Origin of the sequence: Kitasatospora aureofaciens, assembly GCF_019192735.1 — a bacterium.
GTDB classification, from domain to species: Bacteria; Actinomycetota; Actinomycetes; order Streptomycetales; family Streptomycetaceae; genus Kitasatospora; species Kitasatospora aureofaciens_A.
In genome coordinates, this window is sequence record NZ_JAHTKP010000008.1 from 51,379 (window position 1) to 70,193 (window position 18,815).

At 74.3% G+C, this 18,815-nt stretch carries 16 protein-coding genes; 9 read left to right on the forward strand and 7 right to left on the reverse strand.

Annotated features, from left to right (window positions below; all coding sequences use genetic code 11):
- Nucleotides 1-13 precede the first annotated feature (13 nt).
- The 4 genes from KV557_RS11130 to KV557_RS11145 all read left to right on the forward strand — a co-directional run bounded on the left by KV557_RS11130 (nt 14) and on the right by KV557_RS11145 (nt 2,504).
- On the forward strand, nt 14-229 hold the full coding sequence (locus tag KV557_RS11130; protein WP_218199671.1) for an MbtH family protein: 216 nt from the start codon (nt 14-16) through the stop codon (nt 227-229).
- Nucleotides 226-1,473 (forward strand): cytochrome P450 family protein, encoded by a 1,248-nt coding sequence (locus tag KV557_RS11135; protein WP_308129848.1) that lies wholly within the window; start codon nt 226-228, stop codon nt 1,471-1,473. Before KV557_RS11130 ends, KV557_RS11135 begins: the two co-directional genes overlap by 4 nt.
- Nucleotides 1,474-1,506: 33 nt before the next feature.
- Nucleotides 1,507-2,238, forward strand: coding sequence for an SRPBCC domain-containing protein (locus KV557_RS11140; RefSeq protein WP_218199672.1), 732 nt, complete (start codon nt 1,507-1,509; stop codon nt 2,236-2,238).
- A 92-nt stretch (nt 2,239-2,330) separates the two neighbouring features.
- The gene (locus KV557_RS11145) at nt 2,331-2,504 is read left to right on the forward strand and encodes a hypothetical protein (RefSeq protein ID WP_218199673.1); all 174 of its coding nucleotides are present in this window, start codon (nt 2,331-2,333) and stop codon (nt 2,502-2,504) included.
- Between the two features lie 255 nt (nt 2,505-2,759).
- On the opposite strand, the gene KV557_RS11150 is transcribed toward KV557_RS11145, so the two are convergent.
- A complete protein-coding gene (locus tag KV557_RS11150; RefSeq protein ID WP_218199674.1) occupies nt 2,760-5,792 on the reverse strand; it encodes a hypothetical protein in 3,033 nt (1,010 codons plus the stop codon).
- A 440-nt stretch (nt 5,793-6,232) separates the two neighbouring features.
- Between KV557_RS11150 and KV557_RS11155 the strand changes: the two genes are divergently transcribed.
- A complete protein-coding gene (locus KV557_RS11155) occupies nt 6,233-6,829 on the forward strand; it encodes a hypothetical protein (protein ID WP_218199675.1) in 597 nt (198 codons plus the stop codon).
- 29 nt (nt 6,830-6,858) lie between these two features.
- Here the strand turns inward: KV557_RS11155 and KV557_RS42480 are convergent, their stop codons facing one another.
- A complete protein-coding gene (locus KV557_RS42480; RefSeq protein ID WP_256177240.1) occupies nt 6,859-6,993 on the reverse strand; it encodes a hypothetical protein in 135 nt (44 codons plus the stop codon).
- Between the two features lie 8 nt (nt 6,994-7,001).
- Here KV557_RS42480 and KV557_RS42485 point away from each other — a divergent pair, with 8 nt between their 5' ends.
- Nucleotides 7,002-7,130, forward strand: coding sequence for a hypothetical protein (locus KV557_RS42485; RefSeq protein ID WP_256177241.1), 129 nt, complete (start codon nt 7,002-7,004; stop codon nt 7,128-7,130).
- Nucleotides 7,131-7,213: 83 nt separating this feature from the next.
- On the opposite strand, the gene KV557_RS11160 is transcribed toward KV557_RS42485, so the two are convergent.
- Nucleotides 7,214-7,819 carry an HD domain-containing protein gene (locus tag KV557_RS11160; protein WP_218199676.1) on the reverse strand — a complete coding sequence of 202 codons (606 nt, stop codon included), beginning with the start codon at nt 7,817-7,819 and terminating at the stop codon, nt 7,214-7,216.
- Between the two features lie 440 nt (nt 7,820-8,259).
- Between KV557_RS11160 and KV557_RS11165 the strand changes: the two genes are divergently transcribed.
- On the forward strand, nt 8,260-9,099 hold the full coding sequence (locus tag KV557_RS11165; RefSeq protein ID WP_218199677.1) for a hypothetical protein: 840 nt from the start codon (nt 8,260-8,262) through the stop codon (nt 9,097-9,099).
- A 157-nt stretch (nt 9,100-9,256) separates the two neighbouring features.
- On the opposite strand, the gene KV557_RS11170 is transcribed toward KV557_RS11165, so the two are convergent.
- Nucleotides 9,257-9,784 (reverse strand): hypothetical protein, encoded by a 528-nt coding sequence (locus KV557_RS11170; protein WP_218199678.1) that lies wholly within the window; start codon nt 9,782-9,784, stop codon nt 9,257-9,259.
- Nucleotides 9,785-9,873: 89 nt separating this feature from the next.
- Between KV557_RS11170 and KV557_RS11175 the strand changes: the two genes are divergently transcribed.
- Nucleotides 9,874-10,923: an ArsR/SmtB family transcription factor gene (locus KV557_RS11175; RefSeq protein ID WP_218199679.1), complete on the forward strand. Its 1,050-nt coding sequence runs from the start codon at nt 9,874-9,876 to the stop codon at nt 10,921-10,923.
- A 7-nt stretch (nt 10,924-10,930) separates the two neighbouring features.
- Here KV557_RS11175 and KV557_RS11180 read toward each other — a convergent pair whose 3' ends face one another.
- From KV557_RS11180 to KV557_RS11190, 3 genes are all read right to left on the reverse strand, one after another.
- On the reverse strand, nt 10,931-12,616 hold the full coding sequence (locus KV557_RS11180) for a phospholipase D-like domain-containing protein (protein ID WP_218199680.1): 1,686 nt from the start codon (nt 12,614-12,616) through the stop codon (nt 10,931-10,933).
- Nucleotides 12,617-12,738: 122 nt separating this feature from the next.
- Complete coding sequence (locus KV557_RS11185) at nt 12,739-16,335, reverse strand: DUF4132 domain-containing protein (protein ID WP_218199681.1); 3,597 nt, start codon at nt 16,333-16,335, stop codon at nt 12,739-12,741.
- A 110-nt stretch (nt 16,336-16,445) separates the two neighbouring features.
- The gene (locus KV557_RS11190) at nt 16,446-16,937 is read right to left on the reverse strand and encodes an Lrp/AsnC family transcriptional regulator (protein ID WP_218199682.1); all 492 of its coding nucleotides are present in this window, start codon (nt 16,935-16,937) and stop codon (nt 16,446-16,448) included.
- 189 nt (nt 16,938-17,126) lie between these two features.
- Between KV557_RS11190 and KV557_RS11195 the strand changes: the two genes are divergently transcribed.
- A complete protein-coding gene (locus KV557_RS11195) occupies nt 17,127-18,782 on the forward strand; it encodes a histidine decarboxylase (protein ID WP_218199683.1) in 1,656 nt (551 codons plus the stop codon).
- The last annotated feature ends 33 nt before the right edge of the window (nt 18,783-18,815 follow it).

Below are 18,815 nucleotides of genomic sequence, written 5' to 3' on the forward strand. Positions count from 1 at the left end.
AAGGAACCCGACCATGACCAACCCGTTCGAGGACGACGACGCCCGCTACCTCGTCCTGGTCAACGACGAGGGCCAGCACTCCCTCTGGCCCGCCTTCGCCGACGTCCCCGCCGGCTGGACCGTCGCCCACCCGGAGGACACCCGCCAGGCCTGCCTCGACCACATCGAGCAGAACTGGACCGACATGCGGCCCAAGAGCCTCGTCGACGCCATGAACGCGCAGTCGTGACACCCACGACCGACGCCCGCCCCGCCGAGCGCACCCCGGGAGTCCCAGGGGCGCCCGGCGACTACACCGCGGAAATGCAGACCCCCGGGTTCCGGCGGGACCCGTACCCGCTGTACGCCCGGATGCGCCGCGAGGACCCGGTCCACCGCAGCCCCCGGGGCATCTGGTACCTGACCCGGTACGCCGACGTCGAGACCGCCCTCGGCGACCTGCGGCTGTCCAACGACCGCGAGCGGATCACCGCCGCGCTCTCCGCCCGCGACGGGAACCTCCGCAGCCTCAGCCGGCTCACCAGCCGCCTCGGCCGGGTCATGACCAACACCGACCCGCCGGACCACGCCCGCCTGCGCAAGCTCGTCAACAAGGCCTTCACCGCCCGCCGGATCGAGGCCCTGCGCACCCGGCTCCAGGAGATCGTCGACCGCCTGCTCGACGCGGCCGTGGCCGCCGGGCCGACCATGGACGTCATCCGCGACCTCGCCGCACCGCTGCCCGACACGGTGGTCTGCGAGCTGTTCGGCATCCCGGACGACGACCGCGCCCACGTCACGGCCTGGTTCCGCGTCCTCGGCAACCTCAGCGAGGACGTCGAGCAGGCCGAGGCGGTGGTCGGGCAGTTCGAGGACTACCTCTCCCGGCTGATCCACCGGCGCCGCGCCGAGCCCGGGGACGACCTGATCAGCGCCCTCGTCACCGCCCAGGCCCGCGGCGACCAGCTCACCGACGAGGAACTGCTCTCCACCTGCTTCATGCTCATCACCGCGGGCGACGAGACCACGACCAACCTCATCGGCAACGGCACCCTCGCCCTGCTGCGCCACCCCGGGCAACTGGCGCGGCTGCGCGCGGAACCGGCCCTGATCCGCCAGGCCGTCGACGAACTGGTGCGCTACGACACCCCCACGCAGGTCATCATCCGGGCGGTCGCGGAGGAACTCCGGATCGGCGGGCGGACCCTGCCCGAGGGAGACCTGGTGTACCTGGTCCTCGCGGCGACCAACCGGGACCCGGAGCGCTTCGACGACCCGGACCGGCTGGACCTCACCCGCCCCGGCAACCGGCACCTGAGCTTCGGCAACGGACCGCACTTCTGCCTCGGCGGACCCCTGGCACGGCTGGAGGCCGAGACCGCCATCGGCACCCTGGTCCGCCGGCTCCCGGAGCTGCGCCTGACCGGCGACCCCCTGAACTGGCGGCCCAACCCGCTGCAACGCCGGCTGGCCGCACTGCCCGTCGCGTACTGACCCACCACCCCGACATCCGAAGGAGTCCCCACCATGGCCCGGGAATTCACCGCAGACCGCGAGTACCGGCTGACGGCCGCCCCCGAGCGGGTCTGGCACGCGGTCGCGACCGGTGCAGGCAACGTCGGCTGGCTGTACCCGATGGAGATCGAGCCGCGCGTCGGCGGAGAGGTCTCCCGCGGGCCGTCCAAGGTGCTCGCCTGGGAGCCGCCGCACCGCCTCGTCATCCGCTACGCCGACGACAAGGGCTTCTCCAACACCCTGCACTACGACATCGACGGCCGCGAGGACGGCGGTGCCACCCTGAGCATGGGGATCCACTGGGTGCACGAGGGGACGCCGGACGCCAACTGGGACACCAAGGCGGACGCCGCCGACAAGCACATCGACTTCTACCAGCACAGCCTCCGCCAGTACCTGGAGCACTTCGACGGCCGCCCCGCCACCTACGTCCGGGCCGAGCAGTCCGCGCCGCCGGCGGGACCGGAGGCGTTCGCGGCCCTGCGCCGCCGCCTCGGCGTCCCCGACGGCAGCGCGGCCGGCGACCGGCTCCGGCTCACCCCCGACGGCATCGACCCGCTCGACGCGGAAATCGACTACCTGACCGAGGACTTCATCGGGCTGCGCACCCAGGACGGGCTCTACCGCTTCTTCGACGGCAGCTCCTGGAACTGGCCGATCTGGCTGGGCCACCACCTGTTCGCCGCCGACGCCGACGAGGACAAGGCCACCCAGGTCTGGCGCGCCTGGCTCGGAAGGGCGTAGGGCGGGTCCGCCCCAGGAACGTGACCCCAGGAATGCGACCTCAGGAACGCGACCCCAGGAATGCGACCTCAGGAACGCGAAAGGAACCGACGATGGAATCCCTGCTGTACACGGCCGAACTGACCGAGGAGGACGGCACGTTCACCGTCATCGTGCGGGACTTCGTGAACGACACCGTGCAGACGGTCGAGGTCTCCCGGCGGGCCGTGGAGAAGCTCCCGGTCCTGCTGGCCGCCCTGACCTCGAAGCAGAAGATCCGGTTCTGACGTCGACCGGTGTCCCCCGGCTCCGCCCGTCACGGGGGCAGACGGACCGGGGCGGCTCCTCGTGGCCCTGAACCTGCAAGGAGAAACACAGATGTGAGTGGGGCGGCTGCACGGGCAGCCGCCCCACTCCGTCGTTCCGGTGATCAGCACGGCGGCCACGGCGACGTGCAGGGCCTTCGGCCGGGACGGGCGGGCGTGTTCGGACGTCATGCGTGATCCGGGGGCGAGTGGGAGGGAGGGCCGGCCGGTGTCCGGTCAGACCTCGGCGGGCGGGTCGGAACCGACGTCGGCATCGACCGAAGGGGGTGCGGGAGCCGGCTCGGGACCGGCCTCGGGACCGGCCTCGGGACGGGGCTCCGGGAGGACCGCGCCCGGGGTGAGACGGAAGCGTTCCGGGCGGACGACCGCCCGGCGGTCGGCCGGCGCCACCTTGTCCCGGCGCTCCAGCCAGGCGCGCAGGCGGTCGCGGGCGCTGCGGTCCCGCTCGGCCTCGGAGCCCGCCGCCGACGGGCCGGTGGCCTCGCGCAGCAGCACCCGGGCGGGGCGGGCCGCACCGTCCCCGGCGGCGACCTCGACCACGACGAGGCCGGTCCCGGGCGGGAAGGCGACCTGGGGCACCTCCCCGTCGGCCCCGAAGGCGGCGGTCCGGCGCCCGGTGGTCGACCAGACGACGAACTCCACCGGGGTGCCGAGCTCGGCCGCGGGCGAGGACAGACCGGCGACCGGCGCCGGTTCGACCAGGGCCAGGCCCGGCGCGTACGCCTCCAGTGCCTCGGGCGGAAGGTCCGCACCCAGCAGGACCGCGCCGTGGTGGCTCGGCAGCCGGCGCAGGCCCGAGGCCAGGCAGGCGAGGTACGGGCCGAGCGGGCCCGGGGCGCCGCTCCGGGCCTCGGCGATCAGCGCGGCCCGGCCGGCGGGCGCGCCGGAGTCCTCGTGGTGCAGCAGGACCGCGACCAGGTCGGGTTTGAAGTCGTCCCGGCCGGTGGACCGCAGGCCCGGCAGCCGGGTGACGGCCGGCTCGACGCGTCCCGCGCAGCGCTGGTAGCGGTCGCCGAGGAGGGTCCGGAACGCGTCCCGGTCGGCGGCGCTGCTCACCGGGGCGAGCGGCAGGACGTCCGGCGCGCCGAAGTAGCGCGCAGCGAGGGCGGGGGAGACCGGGGCCGGAGCGGCGGGCTGCGCGGGCTCGACGGGTTCCGGCTGCGGGGGCGGCGGGGGCAACTCCGGTGCCGGTCCGGTCGGTTCGCCGGGGGTGGGCGGCGTCGGCTCGGGGTCGGGGGCCGGGTCCGGGGCCGGGTCCGGCAGGGGGTTGGGCTCCGGGACGGGTTCGGCCGGCCGGACGGGCCCGGTGACCAGGGCCGGTTCGGGGGCGGCGGGTGGCCGTTCCCCGGGACGCCCGGTGGCGGTGGCCGTGGCCGTGGCGGTGGCCGTGGCGGTGGTCGGTTCGGGCGCGGCCGGCACGGACGCCGTGGTCGCCGGGGGTTCGCTGCTGGTCGCAAGACCGGCGGGCGGCGCCGTCGGCGCGGGCAGTCCGGGGTCGGTGGCCATGGGCAGGACCGGTCCGGTCGGGATGGCCGGGCCGGGAGCGACGGGCCCGACCGGCACCGGAGCGGTGGCCACGGCCGGCCCCGGCACCCGCGCCTCGCCCGCGCGCGAAGGCAGGGCGAACCGCTCGGGTACGGCGGGCGCGCCGACAACGCCGGCCCAGCCGCCGCCCACCGCGTAGGAGGCGGGAAGAGCCGTGGGCGGGCCGGCCTGCTGCCCCGCGTTCGGGTGGGCCGGAGCGTTGAGCCACACCAGGTCGTGCATGCGCGCGAAGAACCGGGCGCTGCTCTCGGAGGCCGAGTCGACCAGCCCGTGCAGCAGCAGTCCGAACCCCCGGACGCCGGGTGCGGGCAACTGGTCGAGCAGGGCTGCCAGTTGCTCCCACACGTCGTGCGGGATCAGCCGGGCCTGCTCGCCGACGACGAGCAACGGGTGCGCCGGGTCGGGGCGCAGGAAGCGCGGTGCCCAGGCGTACGGCGGCTCGGGGCGGAGCCAGAGCCCGGCCGGGACGGCCTCCAGGCACCAGAACGGAAAGGCGCGGAAGACCCCCGGGCCCACCGTCTGCCACGCGGCGCCGCCGTTGCGCCAGGCGGAGCTGACGGTGTCGTGGCGGCCGGCCGAGGTCAGCCGGAGCAGGTACGGCTCCCAGGTGGTGGCACCCCGGTGGTCGAGCACCCGGGAGGTGTACGCGCCCTCGCCCGCCACCGGGAGGCCGATCGAGGCGTGCACCGGCCGTCCGAGCCGCTCGGCGAGCGTCCCGGACATGACGGCGAGCGAACCGGGGTCCGCCCAGGGGGCGCTGACCACGAGTTGGTCCGAGCCGATCGGCAGGGACAGCGCGGCGTCGGCGAACTCGTCAGGGGCGAGGACGGGTTGGGCGGGGGTGCCGACCAGCAGGGGGGTCGTCCCGGGCGGCGTCGCGAGCTGCTGGAGGAACGGCATCGGGCCCTCGGGACGGGCCGTGACGTGGCTGAGCCAGAAGCCGGAGGCCAGCCGGTGGACGGAGACGGACGCCGGCAGCGCGGTCGGCCCGGTCGCGGCGACGGTCCGCGAGGGGGCGGGGACGGGGACGGCGGGCGGCGAGGGGGCGGGGACGGGGACGGTGGGCGGCGGCCATGCCCCGGCCCCGGTGACGGTCCATGCGGGGCCCACCGGCGCCGGCCACAGTCCGGCCTCCGGCCGGGCCTGCGCCACCTCGACCGTGGTCGCCGCCTCCACGGTCTCGCGCAGTCGTCGGGGCCGGCCTCCGGGCGGGCAGTTCCACCACGTCGCGGGCTCGTGGCAGCCCTCGGGCGCGGTCAGCTTGAAGGTGCCGTCGGGCTGGATGGAGACCAGGCCGTCCGGGGCGACCACCGCGAGCCCGGCCTTGTCGGCGACCAGTTCGGCGGGGCGTCGGCCGCCCGGGCCGAGCGCGGCGAGGCCGGAGGCGGCCAGGATCAGGCTGGACGCGCCGCGCGTCCTGGCGATCAGCCCGAGCTCGGCCATCTGCTCGCGCAGCACCGGGGCGGCGTCGGCCGCCGCGGCCACGACGACGAGGGCGTTCGGGACCGGGCGCAGGCTGCCCATGGCCGCCGACAGCTCGTCATCGCCCACCTCGGGCGGGGCGATGACGTAGTGCGGCCCGAGCGGTCGCAGGGTCGAGCGCGCGGGCCGGCGCGCGGGCGCCGTGGCGGCCGGCGCGCTGCGGCGGCCGAAGCGGCGCCGCGGGGCCGGCTCGGCCGCCGTCCCGGCGTGCGCCGCACTCATCGCGGACCCCGGACGGTGGGCCGGACGGCCCCGGCGGATGTCCGGTGAGGCTCCACCTCGGCCATGGGCGTGCGCCTCCCTGCTCGATCGTCGGAGCCCGCACGGGCGGCACCCCGTCCAGCTATACGGCCCCCGCGCACTCTGGGGTTCACCGTCCCCGTGGCGCCGGACCGCCGGGCGCCTCCGCCCCGGGGACCAGGGCCGTCCGCCGCCGTGTCGCCGTGCTGGTCACGTTGCTGTCTCCCCAGGGATGCGGTCGGATGTGGCCACCTGCGGGCGGCGTGGGCCGGGGTGCCGCCTCGTTGAACGGCTCCCGGCCGCCGCGCGGTTCAGCTGCGCCGCGCGGAAGAGATCCGGTCGAACCTCGGCGGGTGCATCGTCCGTGGTACCAACTGAGGCCGGTCGGCAGCCGGCACGAGGACGGACGCGGGAGGACAGCGATGGCCTGGTACCAGGGGCCGAGCCGGATCACGGTGACGGCGGTGGAGGGCCAGTGGCCGCAGCGGGCGGTGGTGACGGTCCGGGGCGCCGCGCCGGTCGAGATGCCCGGTACGGTCGGCGCGGTCCACCTCGTGGACGCCGAGCGCTGGCAGCTCGACCTGGAGCACCGCCACCAGGGCGAGTGGTGCCCCAACGTCCGTGCGGTGCAGGGGCGTTGGCAGGAGATCCGCGGGGTGCTCACGCAGCTGGTGCACAGCCGCAACCGCGACCGGGCCGGCGACCGCCAGGACCGCAACCTGGTGCTGCGGATCGAGCGGGTCGTCCCGGACGGTGGCACGCCCGCGGCCGTGCCCGGTTTCCCGGCCGCGCGCCGCACCTCGGCGGCACAACCGGCGTCGGCACAGCCTGCGTCGGCCCCGCGGACCTCGGCCGCACCGGCGAGCGGGACGTCGACCGGCCCGGCGGCCCCGGGCGTGCGGACGACCACCTCGGCGGCCGACCCGGACTTCCTGCGCCCCGCGGCGCCGGCCCGCCCGGCCACCTCCACGGGCGCGGCCGGAGCGGCGACCTCGTCGGCCCGGTCCTGGCGCGGCTGACCGCCGCCCGGGCGCCGCAACCGGTCCCGCTACGGCCCGCGCTGCGCAAGCCGCGCCTTCACCTGCTCGACCTGCCGCGTCAGCCGGCCCTGCTCGGTGGCGAGTTCGAGCGCCCGCTCCCAGTGCCGGCGGGCCTCGGCCCGGCGCCCCCGGTCGTACAGCACCTGGCCCGATGCGGCACTTCCGCGACGCCCCCGAGGCCGAGACCCAACTCCGGCTCTCCGTGAGCGTCGTGACGCTGGAACAGATCGACGAGGGAGTCGACCGCCCGGCCCGCCTGATCAAGGAGCGCCTGGCCTGACCGCGCCCACGCCCCGCCCGGGCAGGGGGCAGGCCGCCCGGGCGGATTCCAGCGCCCCGAGGTTCGTCTCGGAGGCCGACACCCTAGCCCAGGTGCGCGAACGCCTCGGTCCAGGTGGCGTACCACTCGTCGAACCACGGGTGCGCCTGCGCCAGCGGCACGACGCTGCGGAGCGTCTCCTGGTAGTAGGAGCGGCGCTTCTCCGGCCGCGGGTGGGTGTCCAGGCGCTGCACGTTGCTCAGCCGGTCGGCCAGCTTGACCAACAGGACGTCCTGCGGCGCTCCCTGAAGCCTGGTCAGGTAGGCCGACCGGGCCTCCTCGCGGGACTCGCCCTCCGCCCGGGGAGCCTTGGTCACCCAGTCGACGAGCTCCGCGACCCGCGGTCCGAAGCGCTCGCGCACCTCGCCGAGCGTGCAGTCGGTGTCCTCCACCACGTCGTGCAGCGCGGCGGCGCGCAGCACGTCCACGTCGGTCACTCCGAGGCCGTCGACCAGGACGCGCACGGCCTCCAACAGGTGCTCCAGGTAAGGCTCCCCGGCCGGGCGGCGCTGAGCGCCGTGCCGGTCCGCGGCGAACGCGACCGCCTCGTCCAGCAGGGCGAGGTCCGCCTCGGGGAGGCGGCCCGCGAACTGCCGCCGCAGTGCCGGCCAGCCGTCCTTGGCCTCGAACGTCCGTAGTGCGATCGTCATGATCCCGCCCTCCTGCCCCGGCGACCCGGCGCATCCTCCGGCCGGGCCCGCTGCGCGGATCCTATCGCGGCGGCCTCGCCCGCAGGGAAAGTGAGAATGTGATGAGTGCGCCGTTCCGCCCATATTCCTGACGTGCAGTCATATTCTCGAAAGCGATCAAGGCGATGGAATCGGCGATCCGCGAACCGGATTCGCGCGCGCGTGATCATGCTCCGTTTCCGCAGGTCGGGTGCCCTTCCGATGGCTGTACGGGACGGTAGGTTCACCGGGCCCGCCGGTAAATAACGATTCCCTCCGAGGGCTGTCCGGAATTCCGCCGGGGGCTTAGGCTGCGGCGCGTGTCGATCTTTCGAAGATTTCGCGCTTCCGGCCCGCGCCTTCGGCCGGAACTCGACGACGTCGAACTCGGTCGCGTGCGGCGACAGCTGAATTCCCCCGGGATGCCGGGCCAGCAGGACATCCAGATCGACCAGGTCGAGCGGCTGCTCCAGGCGGCCGGTGCGGACTGGGACCGCCGCACGCACCGCTTCGCCGTGCTCGCCGAGGCCGCCGCTCCGTCGGCGCTCGCGCGCTCCTGGCGGATGCGCCGCTCGCGCAGTGCCGACCCGCTGGTCTTCGAGGCGTGGGTCGAACTGTGCCGTGGCCGGCACACGGGACGGATGGAGGACGCCGGGGCTGCCGTCGACCGCTGCCGTCGTGCCGCCGACGCCCTCGGCGGCGATCCCGCGCCCTGGGTGGTGATGCTCGGGATCCTGCGCCTGATGCGCGCGGACTCGCGCGAGCTGTTCCCCGTCTGGTACGAGGTGACCGCGCGCGACCCGTGGAACCGTGAGGCGCATCTGCAGATGCTGCGCTATCTGTCGCCGGAGGAGTGCGGCTCGCGCAGCAGCCAGCTGGACTTCGTGGAAACGGTCCGGAGCTCCGCGCCGTCGACCGCACCGGTTGTCGGCGTGGAGCTGACCGCGCTGGTCGACGAGGACGTCCGCATCGTCGCCCGGGGTGGCGTCGAGGCCCTTCTGGCCCGCCGCCAGTGGGCGGGCAGCCGGGCCACGCGCGCACTGGACACCGCGCTGCACTGGTCCCGCCCCGGCCACCTGCGGCACGCGGCTGCCCTGGCCGATCTCAACCTGCTCGCCTTCGCCCTGGTCCGGGCCGGCCGCGTGCGCGAGAGCGCCGACACGTTCCGCGTGCTCGGCGACACGGTCACCGCCTGGCCGTGGACGCTCGACGGCGACCCGCTCGACCAGTTCGGCCACTGGCAGTCCAGGGCGCTGATCTGACCGACCTGTCGCCGAGGCGATGCACTACCGATGGCAATCGGCACGCTACCCCGCGTGACGGGCGGGGAGGGTTGTCGGGCCGCGCGGCACGGAGTTGTCAGTGTCGGGGCCTAAGTTCGGAGAGGAAGGTGGGGGGAGAAGGTCCGCAAGGTTGGCGTCAGGCCAAAGTCTCGCAGAGGTTCTCCACCTGGTGCTGCTCCAGCACCTGCGGCTGCCCGTCCGGGTGGACCAGCAGCGTCACACCGCCGCTGAACAGGAAGTCGCCGGGCGCGTGGTACGGGTTCCCGGCGTGGACCTGGGCGCTGATGTGGGAGGTCCTGGGGATCAGCCAGAGCTTGCTGCCGTCCGGCAGGTGGTAGAGGGTGGCCTTGCCGCTCTGGTCGCGGTCGACGCTGCGCCCGGTGTCCAGGTTGGTGTAGCGCAGCTCCAGCGGGCCGCGCCACAGCACCTTCGCCGGCGAGCCGTCGGGGTAGCGGGCGGCCACCTTGGTCTCCTCACCCTCCACCAGGATCCCGATGTACAGGTGGAACGGGCAGAGCGCGCCCGCCGGGAAGTCCTCGGGCGCGCTCCGGTACGGCTGCCAGCCCCCGTCATCCCCCGTTCGTGCCTGGGCCGCAGGAGCGGCGGCCAGCAGGACGGCGGCCAGTGCGGCGACCACGAGCGGTCGGGCGGAGCGTACGGACATGGTGGGCCTCCTCGCGACGGACGGGTGCGCGCCCCCTCCCCCGCAGGGGGCGCGGTGGCTATCGTCGGACGGCGGGGGCGGCGCCCGCGATGCTTTCGGCGGAGGCCGAAACGAGCGAGGCCGCGGGGGCCGAAACCAGCGAGGCCGCGGAGATCGGGGGAACGGTGCTGCGCATCCACTTCACTGCCGAGGACCTGCTGAGCGTCCGGTTCGCCGACGGGCCCGCGCCGCTGCTGGAGCTCGGCCTGGCCGTGGCGATGCTGCAACGCGGCGACGGAGGCCCGGGATTCACCCGCTGGCGCCGGTCCCTGGGCACCGCCCGCACCCGGGCTGCCGTGGCCCCGCTGCGGCAGCTGGTGCCGCCCACCGGAGCGGGCCCGCTCTTCCTCGACCCGCCCAGCGCCGACCTCGACCAGGGCATGGACCTGGTACGCCGTTCCACCGCCACCCAGGTGCGCACCGAACTGACCAGGATCACCACGGCCGGACTCCCCGCCACCACCCTGCTCCGCCACCTCGCCGACCAGGACCGGGACGCCTGGCAGTACCTGGAACGGGCGATGCGCTCCGCCTACCCGGCCCTGGTCGGCACCGCCTGGCCGCGCCTGCGGGCCGGCTTCGACAACGACCTCGCCTGGCGCGGCCGGATCCAGCGCGAACGCGGCCTGCGCGGGATGCTGGCGGGCCTGTATCCGGGCAGCCGGTGGCGGAGCAGCACCCTGGAGATCCCGGCCGGACGCGAGCTGGACGTCCGGCCGGACGGCGCCGGGCTGGTGCTGATGCCCTCCGCGCAGTGGGCCGGCGGGCCCCTGGTCGGCCGGTACCCGCAGGGCATGCTGATGGTCTACCCGGCGCTCACCCCGCTGCCGTGCCTGGACGAACCCACGCCAGGGCCGGACGACGACCCGCTTGCCGCCCTGTTGGGCCGCACGCGCGCCGCCGTCCTGCGCCTGACCGGCCGCGAGCCGACGACCAGTCAGCTCGCCGAGCTCCTGGGCATCAGCCTCGCCTCCGCCTCCGAACACGCCCGCGCGCTGCGCCGGGCCGGTCTGGTCGCCACCGTCAGGAGCGGCCGCGCGGTCCACCACAGCTGCACGGGGCTCGGGCACCGCCTGCTCGCGGGCGGATCAGAACTCTGACGGAGCGTCAGCCCTGGCAGATGCCGCGGCTGTAGTCGTACGTCGCGGTGGCCTGCGAGTACTGCCACTGCGGCGCGAGCAGCCGCTCGTCGAGCTGGGTGGCGGCGGTGCGGTCCTCGACGACGTAGCCGAAGTCCTGGAGCCAGGCCGGGTAGAGGTTCTTGGACCCGAGGTAGAAGGCGGATCCGTCGACCGAGACCAGCTTGTGGTGCAGGGCGTACGGGTGGCCGTCGGCCCAGGTCGCGGTGGGGGCGGCGCGGAAGCTCGCGAGCTGGAGGTTCCGGCACATGGCCGTCCGGGCCTGCGCCGGGTCGCCGAGCCTGGCGGCGAGGCGGGACCTGAGGGCGTCGCCGACCTCGTCGAGCGACTTGATCTGCGAGTAGCCGCCGCTGCCGACCGCGCCGCGGTTGGCCGGGTCGCTGACGACGATGCGGACCTTCACGCCGTCGGCGAGCTTGGCCGCGAGCAGGTCGTAGAGCCGCGCGTCGTAGCGGGGCATCGGCGGGCAGGTGCCGTTGAGGTCCTGCTGGGAGATCTCGATGTGGCTCCCGGCGGCGGAGACCAGCGCCCGAAGGGCGTTCTCCTCCGGGTTGGCCGTCTCGTAGTCGCGGTCGCCGTTGGTGTTGTCGTGCAGTCCGATCGGGCCGCACTTGACGTCGCCGGGGTTCGGGACGGGGTCCGGGCGGTAGGCGGAGGACGGGTCGGAGGTGCGGATGCCCACGCCCAGGCCGCCGACGGCGATCACGGGGACATTGCCGGTCGCGGTGACACGCTCGGCCGGGGGGTTGAGCCGCTGCTCCAGGTCGGGGGTACAGCCGGTGCCGTTGGTGGAGGCGAACCAGGCGGCGGAGAACGTCCCGGTGTTGCGGCAGGTCCAGTCCCAGAGGGTGTCCAGGTAGGCGCCGGCGGAGGCGGCGGCGGGGCCGTTCAGTGCAAGGTCGACGTCGGTGACCGGGTGGGCGGTGTCGAGGTAGTCCTTCTTCCAGTTGTTGATCCCGCCGGTGATGACGCTCTGCCCGTCGACGACCAGCAGCTTGGAGTGGTTCCACGAGAAGGCCGTCCTGGAGGCCGTCATCGAGGCGACCTCGATCGTGACGCTCGGCGCGGCGTCGCCGAGCCTGGCCACCAGGTCGTCGCGGTACTTCGACGGGAGCGCGCTGATGTTGAGGAGCGGCGCGGCACCGGCCAGGACCCGTACATGGGGCTGGTGGCCGGCGGCGACCGACGCCTTGAGGCCGGCCGCGATCGAATCCTGGAACTCGCCGTCCGGGAACGGCGCGAGCGTCGATATATCGACGGTGCGGGTGGCTCGCGCGATGTTCTCGCGCATCGCGTCGAGCAGGCGGCGGGTGCCGGGCCGGTCGGCGCAGGCGGGATCGCCCCAGCACCCGGGCGTCTGCAGCAGCCAGCCGCCCGGGTCCCCGGCCGGGGCGTCGAGCCGGTTGCCCGCCGTCCGCTGCCAGACCGATCCCTCCAGCCCGGGCGACACCTGACGCAGCGTCGCCTCGACGGCGTCCAGGTACGGGGTGGCGTCGCCCTGCGCGGTGGAGTCGGCCGGCGCGGTGGCCGGCGCCGGGGCGGCGACGGCGGGAACGGTGGGCAGGACGCCGAGGGTGGCGGTGACGGCGGCGGTGAGGGCCACCGCGGAGCCGGCGATCCGGCGGCGGGAACGGGTGGGGCGGTGATCGAGCATGCACAAGTCCTTCATGAGGGTCCGGGAATGTTCACCCGAATGTCGGCATAAAGTTACCTCAAGGTAACCCCATGTCGTGTCAGGACCCCATCAAGGATTGCGAGCTGAGTGCCCGCCAGAGGTCACCTGGCAGTCGTCACCTCCTCCAGGTCGACGAGCAGCTCGGAGGCGACGACCGCGTCGAGGTCGCCGAAGGTCTGCGGGTAGCGGTGGCTCCACCGGTAGTCGCCCGGCGCCGGGGCCAGCCAGACCGTCTCGAAGGTCTGGTCGGGGAACACGTCGAGCGCGCCGACACAGATGCCGTCGTTGAGCTGGATGACCAGGTAGCAGCCGTCCGCGAGTTTCTTGGAGAACCAGCGCTCTATCCCGGCGTCCCGCGGCTCGCCGCGCTCCCACCCCCGCTTGGTCAGGCCGAGCAGGCGCCCCACCGGCACGGTGCAGCCCTCGAAGCGGTGCAGCTGGTTGGCGGCGGCCTCCTCCGGCGACACCTGCCGCACCGCCCGGCCGAGCTGCGGGAAGGGCTGCAGGATCTCGTGGTCGGCGAAGAGCTTCGACCACGCCGTCACGGCCCCGCCGAGGTGCAGCGGGTGGGGGAGGCGGACGGCCGCATCCTCGGCGAGGACGAACCCGCCGCCGTCGACGTCAGCGAAGGCGCCGTCCTCGGTGACACGGAAGGCGGCCGTCACACCTCCGGCGCCGTCCGCGAACCAGACCAGGCGCCGGACGAGGTGCTGGACCAACGGGTGCCGGACGAAAAGCTCCCGGAACTCCGCCGCCGTCCAGCTGCGCCCGGCGACCATGGCCGCCTCCAGCCGGCGTATCTGGTCCGCGGCGATGGCCCGGACGTCCTTCTTCAGCGCGACGAAGCGCTTGCGCTCGGCCGGGGCGAGCTCCTGGTCGTCCCGGACACCGGGGGCGGGCAGGTCCTTGCGCCGCTTGCCGTCGGCGTCCAGCACGAAGGGGCGCAGCTGCTCGTCGAAGCCCACGGTGAAGCGGCGCGGACCGTAGTCGACGACCGTGGTCCCGTCCGCGTCGAGGCCGAGATCGGGGACCAGACGGTCCGACAACTGCTCGCCGGTGAGGCCCAGACCCTCCGCGACCTCGGCGATCTTCTCCTGGGCGCGCTCCTTGAGTGCCTTGAACTTCACCCGCTGGGCGATGGCGTGGAGGTGCAGGAGTGCGACGTCGCTGCCGATGCCCGCCAGGACGCCCAGGCCCTCGACGGCGCGGTGGTGCGCGCCCTGCCCGGGCCAGTCCCGCAGGATCGGGGTGAGCCTGCGGACCGTCCCGTCGTCGCCGAGGAACCCGAGCGCGTGCAGCGTCCAGCTCTCCCTGGCGGGCATGCCGGCCTGCCGCCACTCCTCGAACAGGGCCCAGGCGAACGCGGCCAGCGAGTCGGCGCGGCAGGCCTCGACGACCACGGCGAGCCCGGGGTACGGGTCGGCGGGCTTCGACAGGGCGAGCATGGTCAGCACGTGCCGGACGGCCTCCTCCGGCAGTGCCCCGCCCTCGGTGAGCAGCAGCTGCGGCAGCACGGCCGGCTGCACCCAGGCGGGCAGGACGGGCAACTTGGCGGGCAGGGCGTTCTCCAGCGGGTCCGCGGCCAGCGCCTCGGCGACGATCGCCGCCGCTTCGTCGCCGTGGCGGGCGGTCACGGCGGCCAGGACGGCGTCGGTCCCTCCGTCCGCCGCGACCAGGCGCAGCGCGTGCTCCGCGGCAGTCCGCTCCCGGCCGGCCGGGCCGACCGCGTCGGGGACGAGCAGCAGGGCGGCCGGGATCCCGTGCCGGGCGAACCACGAACGGGCGGTCGGCTGCAGCGACTTGAGCCGGACCAGGCCGTCGGCCATGATCCGCGCGACGTCGCCGTCGAGGAACGGGAGCAGCAGCGGCGCGTAGTTCGCCGGCTTGGCCAGTGCCACCGAGACGGCCATCGGCAGTGCCGCCGGGCCGTACTTGGCGACGACGGGGCGCAGGAACTCCGGCCCGCCGTACAAGGACGTGGGCTGCCACTTCTCGACCCAAGGGGCGAGCACCTCCGCAGGCCCCTGCACCAGCAGCGGGGCTGCGTACCAAAGGCTGGGGAGGTGGTTGGAGAGGACCTTGCGCGCCTCCGCCGCCCAGTCGGTCGACTCGGGGTACTCCCACCCCTCGGAGTCCACCCGGGCCCAGCGCTCCCGCTCGCCGGCGAGCCACGCCAACTGCGGTGCGTCGTCCGGCTGCGGAATGTCGAGCACGCGCGGCTTGCGGGCTGTGCGCTTGCGCGTCCACGGCGGCGAGACCAGCACGGCCGGCACGGCCTCCGGCGCCGCCTCGGCGACGCGCTCCCGAATGCCGTCGAGCGAGCGGACCAACTCCGCCGCGGCCTCGCCGAGTTGGGCCAGCAGCTCGGGCAGGTGGGCCCGGTTCATCAGCACATGGGTGTTGAGGAGCTGCCGCGCGGCCGTCGCGTTCTTGCCCTCCCCGGACGCCGCCTCGGCGAGCAGCCGGGTGGCCCGGGCCGGGAAGCGCTGCATGGCCTCCTGGAGGCCGGGCCGGGCGTGCTTGTCGTCCAGCCGGGCGACCAGGAGGCGGAAGGCGTCGTCGGTCGGGAAGTGCGCCACCGCCGAGGCGGTGCCGCGCAGTTGGTGGGAGCCGTAGGCCTTCTCGATCGCCCGGCCGAGGAACGGTACGCAGGCCGTCCCGAGACCGTCGGCGAGCGTGCCGATGAGCCCCACCGACCAGCTGTTCCACATCACGTCCGGGGCCGGGCCGAGGCGCTCGACCTGACCCGGATCGTCGAGCGAGTGCAGCAGCAGCGACCGCAGGTAGCGGCCGTCGTCGCCGTAGCCGGGCTCGTCGTCGATGCAGTCGTCGGCCCACCCCGGCGTGCCCGGCGCGAGATAGGCCGCCAGGACGCGGCGGTGCGGCGTGGTGCGGCAGGTCGCGAGCGCGGTGACGGTCTCCTGGTACGTCGCCTCGTCCGCGGCGGCGAGCAGTGCCCGTACCCGGTCCGCCGGCGCCTGCACGACGTGCTGCGGGATGTGCTCCGTCGGGCCCCGGAACCGCAGCCTCGGGTCGGTCCGGCTCCCGCCCCGCTGCTGCCAGCCGACCTCGACCTCCACGAGCTCCACCACCGCGCGGGCGGCGAACGGAAGCCCGTGCTGCGCCACCCACGCGTCCGGGAACGGCGTCTCCACCGTGTCGCCCGTCCGCCACATGGGCGGCAGCAGGCCGCACACCACAGCGGCGCCGAGCGGATCGGCCTCCCCGGCCAGGTAGGCACCGGCGGCGCGGACCAGTGTCGGATCGGCGTGCGGGGCGGCCAGCACGTTCTCGATCGAGTCCCGCTCGGACGCGATGCGCTGCACGCCACGGCTTTCCGCGTCAGGGGAGGGCGCGGTCACGGCCCGCACCACACCCCCGCGCCGCGGCTGGACGTGCTTCCGCCAGGCGGCGGGGAGGACGAAGGTGTCCTCGTCCGGCAGCCCGGCAGGCTCCGGCTCCGTGCGAGGTGCGGCCCCGGCTGTGGCGGCCGACGCGACCTCGGCGTAGCCCTTGCGCTCCTTCTCCGCCACCAGCTTGTCGAACTGCGCCCGCGCCGCGTCGCCGGAGCCCAGCTCCTTCACCTGGACGCGCCCCTCGGCGCCGATCCGGCCGTAGCGCACGCGCACCGACGCGCCCTCGACCGCCGCCTCCCAGAACTTCGCAGACCCGTCACCGACGAACTCCCAGCGCCGCACAGCCCCTCCTCGCATGCCGTGGCCGCCACCGGGCGCACGTTCATCCGGTGATCAGCGAGCGAAACCCTAGCGATCACCACTGACAGCGAGCGCGGCCCTTCCCGCCGAGGTCAGCGCGGGGGTGCGAGGTACCGGCGGCCCGGTATCTGCTCGAAGATCAGGTTGGTGCGGGTCTGGGCCACCGCCGGGTGGGTGGTGAGGTGGTCGACGACGAAGTCGCGGAGGGACTCGGGGCCGGCGACGCCGACGTGCAGGAGGTAGTCGTCGGAGCCGGCCATGTGGAAGACGGCGAGGACGCCGGGCAGGTCGGGGGCGGTGCTGCGGAAGCTCTCGTTCTGCTCGCGGGTGTGGGCGCGCAGGCGGACCGAGATCATCGCCTGGAGCGGCAGCCCGATGGCCGCAGGGTCCACCTCGGCGCGGTAGCCGCGGATGATGCCGCGCTCCTGGAGCGAGCGCACGCGGGCCAGGCAGGTGGAGGGGGCGATGCCCACCGCGTCGGCGAGGGCGTTGTTCGGGATGCGGGCGTTGTCGGCCAGGGCGCGGATGATCGCCCGGTCCACGTCGTCGATGGGCGTCCGCCGGGGCTGCGGATTGTTCGGCATGCCCGCCAGGATTCCAGCTGGTTCCGTCGATTCGCAAACCCGAACGGGCCTCGGTCGAACTTTCTTCGGACGAGCTTCCCAAGGGCGCCGGAAAGTTCCATCCTGGCCCGCGAGTGGCGAACGCCCGTCGCCCTCACCGAGAGCCCCCCCACAGGCCCTCGCCCCCACCGACCCCGGAGTGCCCTGCCCATGAGCCCGACCGCCACCTTCGCCGCCCCGACCGCCGTCGACCCCGGTCCGGAGCTCGACGGCGGCGAGTTCGAGCTCCCCGCGGCCGGGCTGGACGACGCGCAGCGGCTGCGCGCGCTGGACACGGTGGACGAGTACCTGTCGCGCAAGCGCAAGCACCTGGTCGGCTACCAGGCCACCCAGGACATGCAGGGCACCGCGCTGGACCTGGCCCGGTTCATGCCGAACAACATCAACAACCTCGGCGACCCGTTCCAGAGCGGCGGCTACAAGCCGAACACCAAGGTCGTCGAGCGCGCCGTCCTCGACTACTACGCGAAGCTGTGGAACGCGAAGCGCCCGCACGACCCCGCCGACCCCGAGTCGTACTGGGGCTACATGCTGTCCATGGGCTCGACCGAGGGCAACATGTACGCGCTCTGGAACGCCCGGGACTACCTGAGCGGCAAGGCGCTGATCCAGCCGCCGGCCGTCCCCTTCGACGCGCTGCGCTACGTCGGGGCCGCGCCCGACCGGGCCAACCCGAACGCCCACCGCCCGGTGGCGTTCTACTCCGAGGACACCCACTACTCCTTCGCCAAGGCCGTCCGGGTGCTGGCCGTCGAGACGTTCCACGCGGTCGGCCTGGAGCTGTACCCGGACGAGTGCCCGCTGGCCGACCCGGTCACCGGGCGCCGCGAGTGGCCCACCGAGGTGCCGTCCCGTCCGGGTCCGTCGGGGCTCCCCTGGGACGGCCCGGGCGAGATCGACGTCGACGCGCTCGCCGCCCTGGTCGAGTTCTTCGCCGCCAAGGGGCACCCGATCTTCGTCAACCTCAACCTCGGCAGCACCTTCAAGGGCGCCCACGACGACGTGCGGACGGTCTGCGAGCGCCTGCTGCCCATCTTCGAGCGGCACGGCCTGGTCCGGCGCGAGGTGGCCCACGGGACGGACCCGCAGACCGGGGAGCCGCTGGTCGACGTGCGCCGCGGCTTCTGGATCCACGTGGACGGCGCCCTCGGCGCGGGCTACGCGCCGTTCCTGCGGATGGCGTCCCAGGACCCGGCGTACGGCTGGACCCCGGAGACGGAGCTGCCCGAGTTCGACTTCGGACTCACACTGCCCACCGCGGAGTCCGGCGAGGTCGACATGGTCTCCTCGATCGCGATGAGCGGCCACAAGTGGGCGGGTGCGCCGTGGCCGTGCGGCATCTACATGACGAAGGTGAAGTACCAGATCTCGCCGCCGTCCCAGCCGGACTACATAGGCGCGCCCGACACTACGTTCGCCGGCTCCCGCAACGGCTTCTCCCCGCTGATCCTCTGGGACCACCTGTCCCGCCACTCCTACCAGGACCAGGTGGACCGCATCCGCAGCGCCCAGGAACTGGCCGACTACCTGGAGCGGCGCCTGCTGGCCATGGAGCAGGAGCTCGGCGTCGAGCTCTGGCCGGCCCGCACCCCGGGCGCCGTCACCGTGCGGTTCCGCAAGCCCAGCGCCGGGCTGGTGGCGAAGTGGTCGCTGTCCTCGCAGGACGTGGTGATGGTCCCGGGCGACGAGTCCACCCGCCGCACCTACGTGCACGTCTTCGTGATGCCCTCGGTCGACCGCGCGAAGCTGGACGCCCTCCTGGCCGAACTCGCCGAGGACCCGGCCATCCGCGGGTACGCCGCCTGACAGGTTGACCAGCCGTCAGGCCGTAGATGCCGA